Origin of the sequence: Leifsonia shinshuensis, from assembly GCF_031456835.1 — a bacterium.
Lineage (GTDB): Bacteria > Actinomycetota > Actinomycetes > Actinomycetales > Microbacteriaceae > Leifsonia > Leifsonia shinshuensis_C.
This window is the reverse complement of sequence record NZ_JAVDVK010000001.1, coordinates 812,972-829,772: the sequence shown is the minus strand read 5'-3', so window position 1 is coordinate 829,772 and position 16,801 is coordinate 812,972. Positions and strand designations below refer to the sequence as shown.

Annotated in this window: 15 protein-coding genes and 1 tRNA gene; 1 reads left to right on the top strand and 15 read right to left on the bottom strand. The window is 70.6% G+C overall.

Annotation, left to right across the window (positions count from 1 at the left end; all coding sequences use genetic code 11):
• Positions 1–8: 8 nt before the first annotated feature.
• From J2W45_RS04045 to dusB, 11 genes are all read right to left on the bottom strand, one after another.
• Positions 9–81 (bottom strand) — tRNA-Asn (locus J2W45_RS04045).
• Positions 82–159: 78 nt separating this feature from the next.
• The gene (locus J2W45_RS04040; protein ID WP_310129210.1) at positions 160–1,158 is read right to left on the bottom strand and encodes a D-isomer specific 2-hydroxyacid dehydrogenase family protein; all 999 of its coding nucleotides are present in this window, start codon (positions 1,156–1,158) and stop codon (positions 160–162) included.
• The gene (locus tag J2W45_RS04035; RefSeq protein ID WP_310129208.1) at positions 1,155–2,027 is read right to left on the bottom strand and encodes an ATP-binding cassette domain-containing protein; all 873 of its coding nucleotides are present in this window, start codon (positions 2,025–2,027) and stop codon (positions 1,155–1,157) included. Before J2W45_RS04035 ends, J2W45_RS04040 begins: the two co-directional genes overlap by 4 nt.
• Positions 2,028–2,037: 10 nt before the next feature.
• Positions 2,038–3,726 (bottom strand): ABC transporter ATP-binding protein, encoded by a 1,689-nt coding sequence (locus tag J2W45_RS04030; RefSeq protein WP_310129206.1) that lies wholly within the window; start codon positions 3,724–3,726, stop codon positions 2,038–2,040.
• Positions 3,723–4,793: an ABC transporter permease gene (locus J2W45_RS04025; RefSeq protein WP_310129204.1), complete on the bottom strand. Its 1,071-nt coding sequence runs from the start codon at positions 4,791–4,793 to the stop codon at positions 3,723–3,725. Before J2W45_RS04025 ends, J2W45_RS04030 begins: the two co-directional genes overlap by 4 nt.
• Position 4,794: 1 nt before the next feature.
• The gene (locus tag J2W45_RS04020) at positions 4,795–5,892 is read right to left on the bottom strand and encodes an ABC transporter permease (RefSeq protein WP_310129202.1); all 1,098 of its coding nucleotides are present in this window, start codon (positions 5,890–5,892) and stop codon (positions 4,795–4,797) included.
• A 93-nt stretch (positions 5,893–5,985) separates the two neighbouring features.
• Positions 5,986–7,611, bottom strand: coding sequence for an ABC transporter substrate-binding protein (locus J2W45_RS04015; RefSeq protein ID WP_310129201.1), 1,626 nt, complete (start codon positions 7,609–7,611; stop codon positions 5,986–5,988).
• 196 nt (positions 7,612–7,807) lie between these two features.
• Entirely contained in the window at positions 7,808–9,721 is a 1,914-nt protein-coding gene (gene dnaG, locus J2W45_RS04010; RefSeq protein WP_310129200.1) for a DNA primase, read from the bottom strand.
• Between the two features lie 59 nt (positions 9,722–9,780).
• Positions 9,781–11,043 carry a DUF4282 domain-containing protein gene (locus tag J2W45_RS04005; protein ID WP_310129198.1) on the bottom strand — a complete coding sequence of 421 codons (1,263 nt, stop codon included), beginning with the start codon at positions 11,041–11,043 and terminating at the stop codon, positions 9,781–9,783.
• A gap of 90 nt (positions 11,044–11,133) precedes the next feature.
• Positions 11,134–12,519 (bottom strand): deoxyguanosinetriphosphate triphosphohydrolase, encoded by a 1,386-nt coding sequence (locus J2W45_RS04000; RefSeq protein WP_310129196.1) that lies wholly within the window; start codon positions 12,517–12,519, stop codon positions 11,134–11,136.
• Entirely contained in the window at positions 12,509–13,699 is a 1,191-nt protein-coding gene (dusB, locus tag J2W45_RS03995) for a tRNA dihydrouridine synthase DusB (RefSeq protein ID WP_310129194.1), read from the bottom strand. Before dusB ends, J2W45_RS04000 begins: the two co-directional genes overlap by 11 nt.
• A gap of 33 nt (positions 13,700–13,732) precedes the next feature.
• Here dusB and J2W45_RS03990 point away from each other — a divergent pair, with 33 nt between their 5' ends.
• Complete coding sequence (locus J2W45_RS03990) at positions 13,733–14,251, top strand: aminoacyl-tRNA deacylase (RefSeq protein ID WP_310129191.1); 519 nt, start codon at positions 13,733–13,735, stop codon at positions 14,249–14,251.
• Between the two features lie 9 nt (positions 14,252–14,260).
• On the opposite strand, the gene J2W45_RS03985 is transcribed toward J2W45_RS03990, so the two are convergent.
• The 4 genes from J2W45_RS03985 to recO form a co-directional block, all read right to left on the bottom strand.
• A complete protein-coding gene (locus J2W45_RS03985; protein ID WP_310129188.1) occupies positions 14,261–14,383 on the bottom strand; it encodes a hypothetical protein in 123 nt (40 codons plus the stop codon).
• Positions 14,380–15,051, bottom strand: coding sequence for a DsbA family oxidoreductase (locus J2W45_RS03980; RefSeq protein ID WP_310129186.1), 672 nt, complete (start codon positions 15,049–15,051; stop codon positions 14,380–14,382). Before J2W45_RS03980 ends, J2W45_RS03985 begins: the two co-directional genes overlap by 4 nt.
• Before the next feature lie 62 nt (positions 15,052–15,113).
• Complete coding sequence (locus tag J2W45_RS03975) at positions 15,114–15,938, bottom strand: isoprenyl transferase (RefSeq protein ID WP_310129183.1); 825 nt, start codon at positions 15,936–15,938, stop codon at positions 15,114–15,116.
• Positions 15,935–16,774: a DNA repair protein RecO gene (recO, locus tag J2W45_RS03970; protein ID WP_310129181.1), complete on the bottom strand. Its 840-nt coding sequence runs from the start codon at positions 16,772–16,774 to the stop codon at positions 15,935–15,937. Before recO ends, J2W45_RS03975 begins: the two co-directional genes overlap by 4 nt.
• Positions 16,775–16,801 lie beyond the last annotated feature (27 nt).

The window sequence follows — 16,801 nt, the reverse complement described above, 5'->3', positions numbered from 1 at the left end:
TTCGATCGCTCCCCGACTTGGACTCGAACCAAGAACCTGCCGGTTAACAGCCGGCTGCTCTGCCAATTGAGCTATCGAGGAATGCTTGATCAGCGAAGCTACTCTAGCAAGATTCGCCGCCGCTCCGGAAATCGGCCCGGCATCCCGGGTGCGTCGAGGTCAGTAGCCGGCCCGAGGGTCCACGACGCCCACGAAACGGCCGTCGTCGAGGAACGCACGGACGTTCAGCCGGATGCGCTCCGCCAGCAGCGGCGCCGTCATCTCGGGGGTGTCGGCCTGGTGCGGGGTGATGATGACGTTCGGCTCGTCCCAGAGCGGATGGCCGTCCGGCAGGGGTTCGGGATCGGTGACGTCGAGCCCCGCGCCCGCGATCGCGCCGCTGCGGAGGGCGTCGAGCAGCGCATCCGTGTCGACCAGTCCCCCGCGCGCGATGTTGACCAGGTACGCCGTGTCCTTCATCGCCGCGAACTCCGCGGGCCCGAACAGGTGCCGCGTCCCGTCGGTGAGCGCGGCGGCGATCACCACGAGATCGGCAGACGGCAGCACCTCGTCGAGGTGGTCCGCGGTCACCGTGCGGACGGCGCCGGCGACCGGCGACTCCGACCGGCGGACGATCGTCACCCTGACGCCGAACGGCTCCAGCAGCCGCATCAGCTCCAGCGCGATGCCGCCCGCGCCCACGATGACGACGTCGAGGCCGTAGAGCGAGCGCCCCTCGGGCTCCGTGGCCCACGACCGGGCACGGACGCGCTTCGGCAGCACCCGCAGCAGCGCGAGGCTGAGCACGAGCGCGTGCTCGGCGACCGGCTGGGCGTATGCGCCCTTGGCGCTGGTCCAGACGAGCCCGGGCCGGTCCTCCTCGGCGATGATGCGGCTGAACGCATCCACACCGGCGAAGGGCAGCTGCACCCAGCCGATGCCGGGATGCTCCTCCAGCACCGCGGGGAACGCCGCGGCGTCCTTGTTCGACAGCCACACCACGCCGCGGGTGCGTTCCGACAGAGGTTCCACCGTGCCGCCGGCCGCTTCGACGGCGTCGACGAACTGCTGCTCGGGGTTCGGCAGCACGGCGATCGGACCCGGCTCCGGGCGCTGGTCCTCGGGCAGTGCGGTGACCTCGTCCGCGAGCACCGCGCGGTGCCGTCCTTCGCCGTTCATCCGTTCTCCTTGGGTCTCGGGCGTGCCGCGGCACGCTGCGGTCGTCGCTCGGTGCGTCGCTGGGGCGGCTTGAGCGCGCGGGCGAGGCCGGCGACGAAGGGGTGCGCCGGGTCGGCGAGCACGTCCTCGATGGGCCCGTAGCCGACCGGCCGGCCGGCCTGGAGCACGAGCGACACATCCGTCGCACGGCGCAGCACGGCGAGGTCGTGGCTGACGACGACCGCCGTGAAGTCCTTGTGCTCGCGCAACTGGCTCAGCAGGTCGATCACCGCGTCGCGCACGGTCGCGTCGATCCCGGCGGTCGGCTCGTCGGCGACCAGGATGCTGGGCCCGAGCACGAGCGCCCGCGCGAGGGCCACACGCTGACGCTGCCCCGAGCTCAGCTCGTACGGGTACTTGTTCAGCACGCTCAGGGGCAGGTGCACGGTGTCGAGCATCGTCGCCGCGCGCTCCCCCGCGGCCCGGCGCGGGTAGTGCTCGTCGCGCTCGAAGATCGGGAGGGCGACGTTGTCCTGCACGCTCAGCGAGGGCTCCAGCGTGGCAGCGGCCTCCTGCGGCAGGTATCCGACGTGGAACGTCACCTCGGCCAGGTCGCGCTTCTTCGCTTTGCGCAGCCGGTGCCCGAGCACCGACGCCTCGCCGCCGCTGATCCGCGGCCCGGGCTCCGACGCACGAGGCGGCAGCACCCGCCCGGCGAGCACCTGGGCGAGCGTACTCTTGCCCGAACCCGTCTCACCGAGGACGCCCAGCACCTGGCCCTGCTCCAGACGGAAGCTGACCCCGCGCAGGGCGACGCAGGAGGCGCTCGGGCCCCGCGCGGGGTACTCGACGGACAGGTCGCTGACGGCGATGGCGGGCTCGGAACTCACACCCTCGACCCTAGGCGCTCTGCGTCTGCAACCGGTGCAGCTCCTCCCGCCGGTCGGCCTGTTCGATCGGATCGGGCACAGGCAGGGAGGCGAGCAGGCGCTGCGTGTACGCCTCGCGCGGGTTGCCGAGCACTTCGGCGCCGGTCCCCTCCTCGACCAGCTTGCCGCGGTGCAGCACCGCGATCCGGTCGGCCAGGAGGTCGACCACGGCGAGGTCGTGGCTGATGAACAGCGACGCGAACCCGAACTCCTTCTGCAGGTCGGCGAACAGCTCCAGCACGCGGGCCTGAACCGAAACGTCCAGGGCGGAGGTCGGCTCGTCGGCGATCAGCAGGGTCGGCTCGAGCGCGAGCGCCCGCGCCAGGCTGGCGCGCTGGCGCTGGCCGCCCGACAGCTCGTGCGGGAACCGGTCCCCGTACGCCTTGGGAAGCTGCACGGCCTCCAGCAGCTCGTCGACACGGCGGCGCGCCTCGAGGGCGTTGGATGCGCGACCGTGCACCACGAGCGGCTCGGCGACGCACTCCGCGATGGTGAGCAGCGGGTTGAAGCTCGACGCCGGGTCCTGGAACACGAAGCCGATGTCGCTGCGCACCTTGCGGAACTGCCGCTCGCGCACGCCGTTCATCTCCAGGCCCAGCACCTGCAGCGAGCCGCCGGTGACCTTGTTCAGCCCCGCGATGGCGCGCCCGATCGTCGTCTTGCCCGACCCGGACTCGCCCACCAGGCCGAGCACCTCACCCGGCCGGATGTCGAACGAGACGCCGTCGACCGCGACGAACCCGGGACGGCCCAGCCGGCCCGGGTACTGGATGCTCAGATCGCGCGCCTGCACCACCGGCGCCTGCTGCGGGCGCTCGGCCCGCGCGATCGCGCGGTCCTGCGTCGCGGCCAGGCCCTGGCCGATCTTCGGCACCGCGGCGAGCAGCTTCTTCGTGTAGTCGGCCTGCGGCGACGCGAACAGCGTGCGGACGTCGGCCTCCTCGACCAGCTTGCCCTGGTACATGACCGCGACCCGGTCGGCGAGGTCCGCGACGACGCCCATGTTGTGGGTGATCAGCACGATGGCCGCGCCGAACTCGTCGCGGCACCGGCGCAGCAGGTCGAGGATCTCGGCCTGCACCGTCACATCGAGTGCCGTGGTCGGCTCGTCGGCGACGATCAGGCCCGGGTTCAGAACGAGTGCCATCGCGATGACGATGCGCTGCTTCTGGCCTCCCGAGAACTGGTGCGGGTAGTACTTGACCCGCTTCTCCGGCTCCGGGATGCCCACACGGCCGAGGATCTCGATCGCGGTGGCCTGGGCCTCCTTCTTCGACAGCTTGCCGTGGGCGCGCAGCCCCTCGGCGATCTGCCAGCCCACCGGGTAGACCGGGTTGAGGGCCGTGGACGGCTCCTGGAAGACCATCGCGACATCCGTGCCGCGCACCTCGCGCAGGCGGTGCTTGTCGATAGTGACGATGTCCGCCTCCGTCTTCCCGTCGCGGCTCCGCAGGACCACGGCGCCCGAGGCCGTCGCGGTCTCGGGAAGCAGTCCCAGGATGGTCTTCGCGGTGACGGTCTTGCCCGAGCCGGACTCGCCGACGATCGCGAGCACCTCGCCCGGCCCGACGGTCAGGCTGACGCCGTCGACCGCCTTGACGGCGCCGGCGTCGGTGGAGAAGGAGACCGACAGGTCGTCGATCCGGACGACGTCGCTCATGGACGCACCTCGATTCCGTGCTCGTCGAAGGACTCCCCGCCCTCGAGACCGTCCACCCCGCCGGGGCCGGCGGTGAGGGTTCCGCCCGGGACCACCGAGGTCTCGGCGACCTCCCCGGAGGCGGCGGCGGCGCGGCGGCGCCCGCGCAGACGTGGGTCCGCCAGGTCGTTCAGGCTCTCGCCGACCAGCGTGATGCCGAGCACCACGAGAACGATCGCGAGGCCCGGGTAAATCGCCGTCCACCAGATGCCGCTGGTCACGTCGTCGACGGCCTTGTTGAGGTCGTAGCCCCACTCGGCCGCCGCGGTCGGCTCGATGCCGAAGCCGAGGAAGCCCAGGCCCGCGAGGGTGAGGATCGCCTCGGACGAGTTCAGCGTGAAGATCAGCGGCAGCGTCCGGGTGGAGTTGCGCAGCACGTGACGCGCCATGATCCGGGTGTTGCTGGCGCCGACCACCTTCGCGGCCTCGACGTACGCCTCCGCCTTGATGCGGACGACCTCGGACCGGATCACCCGGAAGTACTGCGGGATGTAGACCACGGTGATCGAGATCGCCGCGGCGAGGATTCCGCCCCAGAGGCTCGACTGGCCGCCGCTGATCGCGATGGCCATGACGATGGCAAGCAGCAGCGACGGGAACGCGTAGATCGCGTCGCAGATGACGACGAGCACGCGGTCGAGCCAGCCGCCGAAGTAGCCGGAGATGAGCCCGAGGAACACGCCGAGGAAGATCGACAGGATGACCGCGACGATGATCACCAGGATGGCGGTCTGCGTTCCCCAGATCACGCGGGAGAACACGTCGTACCCGCCGGAGGTGGTGCCCCAGATGTGCGCGGCGCTCGGCGGCTGCTGGGCGCCGAACGACTTGCCGTCGGCCTTCGACTGCGCGAAGCCGTACGGGGCGACCAGCGGCGCGAAGATCGAGAGCAGGATGAAGACGGCCGTGAGCACGAGGCCCACGACGAGCATCCCGCGCTGCAGGCCGACGCTCTGCCGGAGCTGGTGGACGACGGGCAGGCGGTCCCAGAGCGGACGCTTGCGGGTGGTGAGTGATGCCGTCGACATGTCAGTACCTCACTCTCGGGTCGATGAGGGCCGCGATGACGTCGACCACGAAGTTGGTGAGGGTGACGATCACCGCGAGCAGCACGACCATGCCCTGCACGGCGACGAAGTCGCGCGCCTGCAGGTAGTGCACCAGCTGGAAGCCGAGGCCCTTCCACTCGAACGTGGTCTCGGTGAGCACCGCGCCGCCGAGCAGCAGCGCGATCTGCAGTCCGATGACCGTGATGATCGGGATGAGGGCGGGACGGTAGGCGTGCTTGCGGAGCAGCCGCGACTCCGTCACACCGCGCGAGCGAGCCGCATCCACGTAGTCGGTCGACAGCGTCCCGATCACGTTGGTGCGCACCAGGCGCAGGAAGATGCCGGCCGTGAGCAGGCCCAGGGCGACCGCGGGCAGGATCGCGTGCAGCAGCACGTCGCCGACCACCGCCGGGTCACCGGTCTGGAAGGCGTCGATCAGGTAGATGCCGGTCTTGTTCTCCAGCGTCTGCATCTCCAGCTCCGAGCCGGTGGATGCGCGGCCCGAGACGGGGAGCCAGCCCAGCCAGATCGAGAAGACGAGCTTGAGCACCAGGCCGACGAAGAAGACGGGCGTGGCGTAGCAGAGGATCGCGAAGACGCGGAGGCTCGCATCCTGCGCCTTGTCGCGGAAGTACGCGGCGACGAGACCCAGCGGGATTCCGACGATGAACGCGACAATGAGCGCGTAGAACGCGAGCTCCAGAGTCGCCGCGCCGTAAGTCAGGAGCACCTGGGTCACCGGCTGGTTGTCGGTGAACGTGGTGCCGAAGTCGCCGCGCAGCAGCTGGCCGAGGTACTCGAAGTACTGCACGATGATCGGCCGGTCGTAGCCGGCCTCGTGCACGCGCTGGGCGAGCTGCGCGGGCGGGAGCTTGCCGCCGAGCGCCGCCGTGATCGGGTCTCCGGTCGACCGCATCAGGAAGAAGACGACGGTGACCAGGATGAAGATGGTGGGGATGATGAGGACGGCGCGGACCAGGATGTAGCGGCCGAGGCCGCCTCCCGATCGCCGCTTCGCCTTCGTCCGTTCGGGACCGGGGGCCGTTCCCGCGCCCGCGGTGCTGACAGTCGCTGTCATGGAAGCCAATCGTGGTGGTTCGTGGAAGGGGGTGGCTCGCTGCGTGAGCGAGCCACCCCCCGGTCGGCTCAGAGCTGGTGGCTCCGGGCCTTCTTACTTCGAGAGCGCCGCGTAGCGGAACTTGAACGACGGGTCGAGCGTCTTGTCGGCGCCCTTCACGTCCTTGCCGACGACGGCGACCTGCGAGCCCTGCAGCAGGGGCAGGGTGCTGAGGTCGGCGCCGACCTTGGCCTGGATCTCCTCGATCAGCTTGGTGCGCTCGGCCTTGTCGGTCGTGCCCGCCTGCTTCGCGATGAGGCCCTGGACCTCGGCGTTGTCGTAGTGGTTCGCAAGGAAGTTGTCCTTGATGAAGAACGGCGACAGGTAGTTGTCGGCGTCGGAGTAGTCCGGGAACCAGCCCAGCTGGTAGGCCGGGTAGACGTCGTTCGTGCGGTCCTTGGAGTACTGCACCCACTCGGTCGACTGCAGGTTGACCTTGAACAGGCCGCCGTTCTCCAGCTGCTCCTTGACCAGCGCGTACTCGTCACCCGAGGACGGGCCGTAGTGGTCCGGGTTGTACTGGAGGTTCAGCGAGACCGGGGTGGAGACGCCGGCCGCCTCGAGGGCCTGCTTGGCCTTGTCGAGGCTGGGGCCGCCCTTGCCGTCGCCGTAGAGGTCCTTCAGCACCGTGGTAGCGCCGGTCAGCCCGTCCGGGACGAACGAGTAGAGCGGCGTGTAGGTGCCCTTGTAGACCTGGTCGGCGATCGCCGAGCGGTCGACGAGGTCGGCGGCCGCCTGGCGCACCGCGAGGGCCTTCTTGGCGTCGGCGTCCGAGGTGGTGGCGCCGAAGGGCTGGGTGTTGAAGTTGAACACGATGTAGCGGATCTCGCCACCCGGGCCCTTGACGACCTTCACCTTGTTGTTGTTCTCGAGGCTTGCGATGTCGGTCGCCGAGAGGCTGCGGTAGGCGACGTCGATGGCGTTCTTCTGGATGTCGAGCTTCAGGTTCGACGACTCGGCGTAGTACTTCACGTTCACCTTGGCCGTCGCGGGCTTGCCGAGCAGGCCCTTGTAGCCGTCGAAGGCCTTGTAGGCGATCAGGTTGTTGAAGTCGTAGCTGCTGATGTCGTACTGGCCGGCGAACGGGTGACCCTTGACGATCGTGTTGTCCGGCGTGACCTTGTCGGCCGAGAAGACCTGCTCGTCCACGATCGGACCGGCGGGGCTGGAGAGCACCTGCGGGAAGGTCTGGTCGTTGGGGACCTTCAGCTTGAAGACGACGGTGGTCTTGTCCGGCGTCGACACGCTGTCCAGGTTCGCGAGCAGCGACGCGGGACCGTTCGGGTCGTTGATCTTGATCTGACGGTCGAAGGTGAACTTCACATCCGACGAGGTGAGGTCGTGGCCGTTCGCGAACTTGAGACCCGGCTTCAGCTTGACCGTGTACTCGGTCGGGGAGGTGAAGTCCGCGCTCTCGGCGATGTCCGGCTTGACGTCGGGGCTGCCGTACGGGGTGTTCAGGAGGAACGGGTAGACCTGGTTCATCACGGCGAAGGAGCCGTTGTCGTACGAACCGGCCGGGTCGATCGAGGTGATCTTGTCGGTCGTGCCGACGGTGAGGGCGCCACCGCCCCCGGAGCCGTTGTTGCTCCCCGAGCAGCCGGCGAGCACCAGTGCCGCGGCCGCGAACGCGGCGGATACGGCGAGCAACCGCCGTCCGCCGTTGTGTGCGGATGTCATATCCGAATACCTCTTCCTGGTGTGGGATGCGCGGCGGCGTCGTTGCGGGCGTGCGTGATCGCCGTTTCGCGTGAGAACTTTCCTAGCACGGAATGCTCGTGGACCCCGCATCCGGAGGCGGATCCGGCCGTGATCTTTACACGGACGCAACAAAAGCGCGCTCATCCGCGCGGCCGACGGAGGATTCCGTCTGCCGTCACTCGCCGCGGAGGCGCCGCCGTTCGGTCTCGATGGCGACCATCGCGATGGAGATCTGGCGGCGCAGCTCCGGGTCCTCCGTGCGGCCCAGACGCGACGTGAGCTCCGCCTTCTCGCGGAGCAGGTCGCGGTCGATCAGCCCGTCGACGATCGAGCGGGCGTAGCGTCCCGGGTCGCCGCCCTGCGGCAGCTCGGCGACGGCCAGAGCGTTGACCGTCGGGGCGTACGCCTGCGGAACCTCCGCGAGCACGCGATCCACCCATCCCGGCTGGGCCATCGTCGGCAGCTGACTCGCGATGGCGTCGCGCACCACAGCGTGGGTCGGGTTCACGAAGGGCACCTGCACGGCGCGGGCGGCGCGCTCCTGCCCCACCTCGCCCGGGAGCTGCAGGAGGACCATGAGGCTCTCGCGCTCCGTGCGCTGGGTGGGGTCGGTCGGCTCGGTGAGCGGGACCGGGCGGGATGCGCCGTCGCCGGGGCGGTCGTCCGGGTACCCGCTGGACGTGGGGGCGCCGGGGCCGCTGTTCCGGCTGCCGTCACGGGAGTCTGCGCGGCCGTCCCGGCCGTCGCGGCCGTTCCCGGCGCCGGTGCTGCGCTGGGCGGCTCGCACGGCGCGGATCGCGTCCTGGAGGTCGGCCCCCGACAGGCGGGCGAGTTCGCGGGTGTAGCCGTTCTGCGAAGCGGGGTCGCGGATCGTGGCCACGATCGGCGCTCCCGCGCGCAGGGCCGCCGTGCGTCCCTCCACCGAATCGAGGTCGAAGCGCTCGACGACCTGACGGATCATGAACTCGAACATCGGCTTGCGGGCGTCGATCATCCGGCGGACGGCGTCGTCGCCCTTGCTGAGCCGCAGGTCGCACGGGTCGAGCCCGTCCGGTCCGACGGCGACGTAGGTCTGGGCGGAGAAGCGCTGCTCCTCGCCGAACGCGCGCGTCGCCGCCTTCTGGCCGGCGGCATCCGGGTCGAACGTGAAGATGACCGACCCCTGGCTGTTGTCGTCGCCCATCACACGGCGGATCACCTTGATGTGGTCGACGCCGAAGGAGGTGCCGCAGGTCGCGACGGCGGTCGTGATGCCGGCGAGGTGGCACGCCATCACGTCGGTGTAGCCCTCGACCACGACGACCTGGTCCTGGCGCGAGATGTCGCGCTTGGCGAGGTCGAGGCCGTAGAGCACCTGCGCCTTCTTGTAGACGGCCGTCTCGGGGGTGTTCAGGTACTTGGGGCCCTTGTCGTCGTCGAGGAGACGCCGCGCGCCGAAGCCGATCGTCTGTCCCGTGACATCGCGGATGGGCCACACCAGACGGCCGCGGAAGCGGTCGTAGACGCCGCGGTCACCCTGCGACACGAGACCGGCCGCGAGCAGCTCCTCCGGCGTGTAGCCCTTGCTGCGCAGGTGCTTGGTCAGCTCGTCCCAGCTCTTGGGCGCGAAGCCGACGCCGAAGTGCGCGGCGGCGACGGAGTCGAAGCCACGCTCCCCCAGGAAGCGGCGGCCCGGGTCGGCGTCGGGAGCGGAGAGACGGTCGCGGAAGAACTCCTCCGCCGCCGAGTTGGCGGCGAGCAGACGTGCGCGGTTGCCGCTGCTCTCGGAGGGACCGCCGCCGCCCTCCTCGTAGTGCAGCTGGTAGCCGATGCGGGCGGCGAGCCGCTCGACCGCGTCGGTGAACGAGACGTGGTCCATCTTGAGCAGGAACTCGTAGACGTCGCCGCCCTCGCCGCAGCCGAAGCAGTGGTACCGGCCGACGCCCGGGCGCACGTAGAAGCTGGGGCTCTTCTCGTCGTGGAACGGGCACAGGCCCTTCAGCGCCCCGACGCCGCCGGTCTTGAGGCTGACGTAGTCGCCGACGATGTCACCGATGTTGGTGCGGGCCTTGACCTCTTCGATGTCGCTCTGTCGAATCCGGCCGGCCATGCTTCGATTCTAGTGAGCCGGACCGACGCTCATCCCGCGCACCGGCGCTTCGGCTCCCGTCACTCCCCCGGCGGCCGTCGGCGGCGCGTGTTCTGGGCGATCTCGATGATGGCGCAGAACACTTCGATGCCGACGCGGAGCAGCAGCACCGAGAGCATCGCCCCGACGAGAGTGATCAGCACGCCGAACAGGAAGACGAACGCGCCGATGGGCGAATGCGTCGCGATAGCCGACGTGAGCGAGTTCGCGAAGCCGACGACGATGCCGAGGCCGATCAGCACGAGCCCGACGACGTACACCGGACCGGCCAGCTTGCGCGTGACGTAGTTGGTGAACGTGAAGTCGAACAGCGACGAGAAGAAGCGCGAGTCGTCGAGCCGGTCGGCGAGGTCGTGGACCGTGCGGCCCTGGTGGGCGGCGTGGGGATCGGCGGGGTGGGTGCCGGGCGTATGGGCGTCAGCGTCTTCGGTAGCGGGCGGCGTCACGGCCTCGGTCTCGGCGGAGTCCGCGGATGCGGCGGATCCGGATGCGGTGGATCCGGATGCCGCAGGCACTGCCGCGGGGACTGCGGCTGCGGCGGTCGCCGGTGCCACGTGCTCGCGCTCTTCGCCCGAAGCGGCGAACGGTTCCGGGTCGGGGCCGGCGGCGACCGCCTCGTCGGCGTCCGCGGGCACCTCGGCTGCGTCGGAGGCGGGCACTGCTGCGGGCACCGCTGCGGGGGCGCTTGCGGACGCCTCCCCGTAGAGCTCGGCAGCGGTCGGGAGACGCTTCGTCGTCGCATCGCCCGTCGTGTCGTCAGCGGCGCCGTCCGTCTCCACCAGCGGTTCGGCCGGCGACGACGAGGTGTCGGTGCCGGCCGCTGTGGTCGGTGCCGGCGCGGGTGCGAGCGGTTCCTTGGCGCCGAGGGTCGCATCCATGATGCCGGGGGCCTCGCCTTCCGGGGCGATCGGGGCGGCCTTCGCGGTCGTCCGGCGCGTCCGCGGCGTGGTCGGCTTCTTCGCCGCGGTCGTGGCGGTGCCGGCGGGCTTGCGGGCAGCCGGAGCCTTGGCGGCTGTAGACGAGCCGCCGGCCGGCTTCTTGGCGGCGGGCTTCCGCGCGGCCGGGGTCTTCGGTGCGTCTTGCTCGGCCTGTACAGCGTCCGGGTTGGGGCTCGCGTCGTCGGCCGCTGCGGCCGCGGTGGAGCGGGAGCTCGAACGAGCGGCACCGGTCCCCGTGGACGCGCGCGGCGTGCGGCGGGGAGCAGCCGGCGTCGCCGGGCTCGCCTCCGCTGCTCCGCCCTGTTCGGGGCGGTCGCCGTCCGACGGTGGTAGTGCGTTGCTCATTCGTCTCCTCCCGAAGGCCTGACCTCAAGCATTCTGCACACGGTCACCGGTTTCAACCCCGGTCGTGCGCGCATCCCGTCGGCCGGCCCGTCAATGCTGCACGAGTCGTTCGTACCAGCTGAGCGCGGACTGGTCCGTCAGGCTGGCCACCTGGTCCACGATCACCCGGCGGCGCTCGTCTTCGCTGCCGGCGTCGCGCCAGTCCTCCGCGAACCCGGGGTCGAGCTCGGCCGGTCCGCGCTGGTAGAGAAGGTCGGCCAGCGTGGTGAGGATCTGCCGCTGCTGCGCGTAGATCGGCTGACGGGTGTTCCGCGACATGACGAAGGTCGCGACGATGCCCTTCAGCACGGCGATCTCGGCGCGGATGCCGAGCGGCACGACCACGTCGGCGCCGAAGCGGATGAGGTCGGTGCGGCCCGCCGCCTCCTTCGTCGCGTGGACCGCCGCATGGGCGAAGCGCCCGATGAGCTGACTGGTCAGGTTCTTCAGGCGGGCCTGGGAGCGGCGGGAGCCGTCCCAGCCGTCTAGCCAGATGTCCATGCTGTCGAGCCGGTCGAACGCTTCGATGAGTTCCTGGTGGCTGACCTCGCCTCCGACCCACTCGTGCATGGACTCGACGAGGTCTTCGTGGTCGACCCGGCTGCCGAGCGCGGCGACGTCGATGTAGCCGTTGACGACCGCATCCTCGAAGTCGTGCACGGAGTAGGCGATGTCGTCGGAGAGGTCCATGACCTGCGCCTCGATGCAGCGCTGGCGGTCGGGCGCGCCGGCGCGCATCCACTCGAACACCGCCCGGTCGTCGGGGTAGAAGCCGAACTTCGCGCGTCCGCTGGGGTCGGCGACCGAGGACGTCGCGGGCCAGGGGTACTTGCAGCTGGCGTCGAGGCTCGCGCGGGTCAGGTTGAGCCCGTAGGGGCGGCCGTCGCGTCCGAAGACCTTGGGCTCCAGGCGCGTGAGCAGTCGCAGGGTCTGCGCGTTGCCCTCGAAGCCGCCGATGTCCTCCGCCCACGTGTTGAGCGCGCGCTCGCCGTTGTGACCGAACGGCGGATGCCCGATGTCGTGGGCGAGGCACGCGGTGTCGACGATGTCGGGGTCGAGGCCGAGGCTGTTGGCGAGCTCGCGGCCCACCTGCGCCACCTCGAGGGAGTGCGTGAGCCGGTTTCGCGCGAAGTCGAGGCCTGCCGTGGGGCTCAGTACCTGCGTCTTCGCCGCCAGACGGCGCAGCGCGCTCGAGTGCAGGAGGCGCGCCCGGTCGCGGGCGAAGTCGCTCCGGCGGTTGGAGTGGTGCTCCGGCAACCACCGCTCACGGTCGTGCTCGGTGTAGCCGGCCTGTGCCGATGCGTCGGTCGCCGCTGCGTCGTGCGCTGATGCGTCGTGCGCTGATGCGTCGTGCGCTGATGCGTCGTGCGCTGATTTATCGGCGCCCGCTGCCTTCGCCGCCGCTGCGCGCGTGCTCGCCGCCACGTCATCCACCACTGTTGTGCACCTCCGCGTCGGCGACCTCGGCGCGCTGCACGCCGTCGAGGTCGCGGCTCTGCAGCCAGCCGTCGGGCAGGGCCGGGCGCTTGGGAGAGCCGGCTCGTCCGCGCTGGCCCTCTGCGGCCTCGCCCGGGTACTCCTGGTCCCAGTCGAGGGTGGCGAGCAGGTCGTCGAGGTGCTGCAGAGTGTCGACGGTGGCGAGGCTGGCCCGGAGGTCGCCGCCGACCGGGTACCCCTTGAAGTACCAGGCCACGTGCTTGCGGATGTCGCGGCAGCCGCGCTCCTCGCTGTCGAAGAACTCGACCAGCAGCTCGGCGTGACGGCGGAACGTCTGCGCCACCTGCCCCAGCGTCGGGTGCGCCTGCGCGGCGTCGGCCTCCGCCTGGGTGAGCTCGCCGGCGCGGGCACGGAAGGCCGCCGCCAGGTCGCCGAACAGCCACGGGCGCCCCAGGCAGCCGCGGCCGACCACGACGCCGTCGCAGCCGGTCTCCTCCACCATCCGGATCGCGTCGGCCGCGGACCAGATGTCGCCGTTGCCGAGCACCGGCGTCGACGTGACCGTCTCCTTCAGCTTCGCGATGGCCGACCAGTCGGCGTGCCCCGAGTAGAACTCAGCGGCCGTGCGCGCGTGCAGGGCCATCGAGGCGACACCCGCGCCTTCGGCGATGCGGCCGGCCTCGAGGTAGGTGAGGTGGTCGCCGTCGATGCCCTTGCGCATCTTGATGGTGAGCGGGATGTCGCCCGCCGCCTCGACGGCGCCCTCGACGATCTCGCGGAACAGCCCGAGCTTCCACGGCAACGCGGCCCCGCCGCCCTTGCGGGTGACCTTGGGCACCGGGCATCCGAAGTTGAGGTCGATGTGGTCGGCGCGATCCTCCGCCACGAGCATGGTGACGGCCTCGCGGACCGTCTTCGGGTCGACGCCGTAGAGCTGGATGGAGCGCGGCGTCTCGGACTCGTGGTGGGTGATCAGCCGGAGCGACTCGGGCGTGCGCTCGACGAGCGCGCGCGACGTGATCATCTCGCTCACGTAGAGCCCGGCCCCGAACTCACGGCAGAGCCGCCGGAACGCCGTGTTGGTGATCCCGGCCATGGGTGCGAGGACCACGGGCACGTCGAGCGCCAGCGGACCGATGGTCAGCTGGGGGGCGTGGCTTATCGTTGCAGTGGTAGACATCTCACTCGATTCTCCCAGAAAGCGTGCTGAGCTATGGCCGAGAGCCCGGAATCCGTGGAGTACTCCCCCGACGGCGGTCCTGTGGACGAAGGACGGCAGCGTGTAGCGGCGGATGCCGCGGCCCGCGGCGTCGAGATCCGGATCGTCGAACGACCCGCCGCCCGCAGCCTCCACGAGGCCGCCGAGCTGCTCGGCATCCAGCCCGGTGACATCGTGAAGACGCTCGTCGTCAAGCGCAGCGACGACACATTCGTCTTCGCGCTCGTGCCCGGCGGCCGCAAGATCGCCTGGCCGAAGCTGCGCTCGGTGCTCGGCGTCAACAAGCTGCAGCTGCCCGACGCGAGCGTCGCCCTGGCCGCGACCGGCTACGAGCGCGGCACGATCACCCCGTTCGGCAGCACGACGGCGTGGCCCGTCGTCGCCGACGCGACGATCCCCGGGCGCACGGTCTCGATGGGCGCCGGCGAGCATGGCTACTCGCTCTACGTCGACGCCGACGCCCTGATCGCCGCCTTCGGCGCGACGGTCGCCGACATCACCGACCCGGAGTAGCCGCTCCGCTCACGGGATGACGCAGGTGTCGCCCTCGCAGGCGGCGGCCGGTGCGCCCAGCGGGATGAGGGACGGACGCGCAGCGGGAGCGGGAGCGGCCGCCTCGGGCGTGGCGCCCTGCGCGCCGCTCACGCGGTCACCGCCGCGCGCTCGGACCAGACCTGCTCCAGGACCTGCGCGAACGTCTGAGCGTCCTGGGCGCCGGAGACGCCGTAGCGGCCGTCGATCACGAAGAAGGGGACACCGTTGATGCCGTACTCGGCCGCGGTCGCCTGGTCGGCGCGCACGGCGGGCTCGAAGCGGGACGACGCCAGGGCCTCGAGGGCCTGCGCGCGGTCGAGGCCGACCTCGGCGGCGAGGTCGGCGAGGTCCTCGATGCGGCCGACGTGGCGTCCCTCGACGAAGTACGCCCGGAACAGGCGCTCGGCGAGCTCCAGCTGCTTGCCCTGCTCCTTCGCGAAGTGCAGCAGCTCGTGCGCCTTGACGGTGTTGGTGTGCTTGAGGTTGTCGAAGTCGTAGTCGAGGCCGACGGAGGAGGCGATGCCCGCCACACGCTCCAGCATCTGCTCCACCTGGCCGGCGGGCAGACCCTTGTGGCCCGCGAGGAAGTCCACCTCGCTGCCCTCGAAGTCCACCGGGGTGTCGGGCGACAGCTCGAACGAGTGGTACTCCACCTCGACGCCCCGGCCGTCACCGGCTCCGGCGAACAGGCCGCTGCCCGCCTCGAACTTGCGCTTGCCGATGTAGCACCACGGGCAGGCGATGTCGGACCAGATGTCGATCTTGATGGGTTCGCTCACGCTGAGGACAACGCTGCAGTACTGCACCTATTCCGGCAGCGCGCCATCCGGCAGCGCGGCACTCAGGACGCGGCCTCCGCCGTTCCCGCGCGGGGCGCATCCACCGCTCCCCCGAACCGCCGGTTGCGGCTCAGGTACAGCCCGATCGCGTCCCACAGGTCGGTCCGGCTGAAGTCGGGCCAGAGCGTGTCGAGGAACACCATTTCGGCGTAGGCGCTCTGCCACAGCAGGAAGTTGCTCGTGCGCTGCTCCCCCGAACTCCGCACGAAGAGGTCCACGTCCGGCATGTCCGGCAGGTAGAGGTGGCGCTGGATGGTCTTCTCGCTGACCGCGGACGGGCGCAGGCGACCGGCCGCCACGTCGTCGGCGATCGACCGCACGGCGTCCGCGATCTCGGTGCGGCCGCCGTAGTTGACGCACATCGTCAGGGTGAGCACGTCGTTGCCGGCGGTCAGCTGCTCGGCGTACTGCAGCTCCTTGATGACGGAGGACCACAGGCGCGGCTTGCGCCCGGCCCAGCGGACGCGCACGCCCCACTCGTTCAGCTGGTCGCGCCTCCGGTGCAGCACGTCGCGGTTGAAGCCCATCAGGAAGCGCACCTCCTCGGGCGACCGCTTCCAGTTCTCGGTGGAGAATGCGTACACGCTGAGGTGCTTCACCCCGGCCTGGATGGCGCCGGCGACGACGTCGAGGAGCGCCGCCTCTCCCGCGCGGTGGCCCTCGATGCGGGTCAGGCCGCGGCGGTTCGCCCAGCGGCCGTTGCCGTCCATGACGATGGCGACGTGCTCCGGGACGCTGCCCGCCGGGAACGCGGGCGGGTACACCCCGGTCCAGTCGAGCGGCCGGTATTCGACCGCATCCTTGTGCGTGTACGGCTTGGGACTCATCCACTCGCCTTCTGGTCGGTGGGCACGGGGTCGGTGGGTACAGGGTCGGCGGGCACAGGCTCAGCGGGCGGGATGCGCCTCGCGGCCGGCGCCGGAGCACCCGAGCGGGCCCGATCATGCTGCACGTGCTGAAGTGACCGCAGTCCGCGCTCCAGGTGCCACTGCGTGTAGGCGGCGACGACGCCGTTGGCGCGCCCCTGCGTCGTCTCGGACGCGGCCTCCGCCGCCTCCCAGTCGCCCGCCAGCAGCGCGCCGAGCAGCGCGATCGTCTCCGGGTCGACCCTCGGCGCACCCTGCGGGGCGCAGTCGGGGCACACGACTCCGCCGAGCTGGACGACGACCGATGTGTGCGGGCCGGGGGCGCCGCAGCGCGAGCAGTCCTGGAAGCTCGGCGCCCATCCCGCCAGCGACAGCGCGCGCAGGAGGTACGAGTCGAGCGTCAGGCCCGGTCCGTGCTCCCGCCGCGAGAGGGAACGCAGCGCGCCGACGAGGAGCAGGTACTGCTGCAGCGACGCCTCGGCGTCGGTGAGCCGGTCGGCCGCCTCCACCATGGCGTTGGCGGCGGTGTAGCTGGCGTAGTCGTCCGCGATCAGGGCGCCGTACGCCCCGAGAGTCTCGGCCTGCGTGATCGTGTCGAGGCTGCGGCCCTCGTACAGCTGCACGTCTGCGACCATGAACGGCTCCAGCCGAGAACCGAAACGGGACGCCGTGCGCCGCACGCCCTTGGCCACCGCGCGGATCTTGCCGTGCTGGCGGCTGAGCATGGTGACGATGCGGTCGGCTTCCCCCAGCTTGTGGGTGCGGAGCACGACGGCTTCATCACGGTAGACAGGCACACTCCAGTATCGCGCCTGCGGCTGACA

Excerpts from the sequence above, each read along its gene's own strand:
- J2W45_RS04040 (WP_310129210.1), bottom strand. The coding sequence starts at position 1,158 with ATGAACGGCGAAGGACGGCACCGCGCGGTGCTCGCGGACGAGGTCACC.
- J2W45_RS04030 (WP_310129206.1), bottom strand. The coding sequence starts at position 3,726 with ATGAGCGACGTCGTCCGGATCGACGACCTGTCGGTCTCCTTCTCCACC.
- J2W45_RS04025 (WP_310129204.1), bottom strand. The coding sequence starts at position 4,793 with ATGTCGACGGCATCACTCACCACCCGCAAGCGTCCGCTCTGGGACCGC.
- J2W45_RS04020 (WP_310129202.1), bottom strand. The coding sequence starts at position 5,892 with ATGACAGCGACTGTCAGCACCGCGGGCGCGGGAACGGCCCCCGGTCCC.
- J2W45_RS04015 (WP_310129201.1), bottom strand. The coding sequence starts at position 7,611 with ATGACATCCGCACACAACGGCGGACGGCGGTTGCTCGCCGTATCCGCC.
- dnaG (WP_310129200.1), bottom strand. The coding sequence starts at position 9,721 with ATGGCCGGCCGGATTCGACAGAGCGACATCGAAGAGGTCAAGGCCCGC.
- J2W45_RS04005 (WP_310129198.1), bottom strand. The coding sequence starts at position 11,043 with ATGAGCAACGCACTACCACCGTCGGACGGCGACCGCCCCGAACAGGGC.
- dusB (WP_310129194.1), bottom strand. The coding sequence starts at position 13,699 with ATGTCTACCACTGCAACGATAAGCCACGCCCCCCAGCTGACCATCGGT.
- J2W45_RS03990 (WP_310129191.1), top strand. The coding sequence starts at position 13,733 with ATGGCCGAGAGCCCGGAATCCGTGGAGTACTCCCCCGACGGCGGTCCT.
- J2W45_RS03975 (WP_310129183.1), bottom strand. The coding sequence starts at position 15,938 with ATGAGTCCCAAGCCGTACACGCACAAGGATGCGGTCGAATACCGGCCG.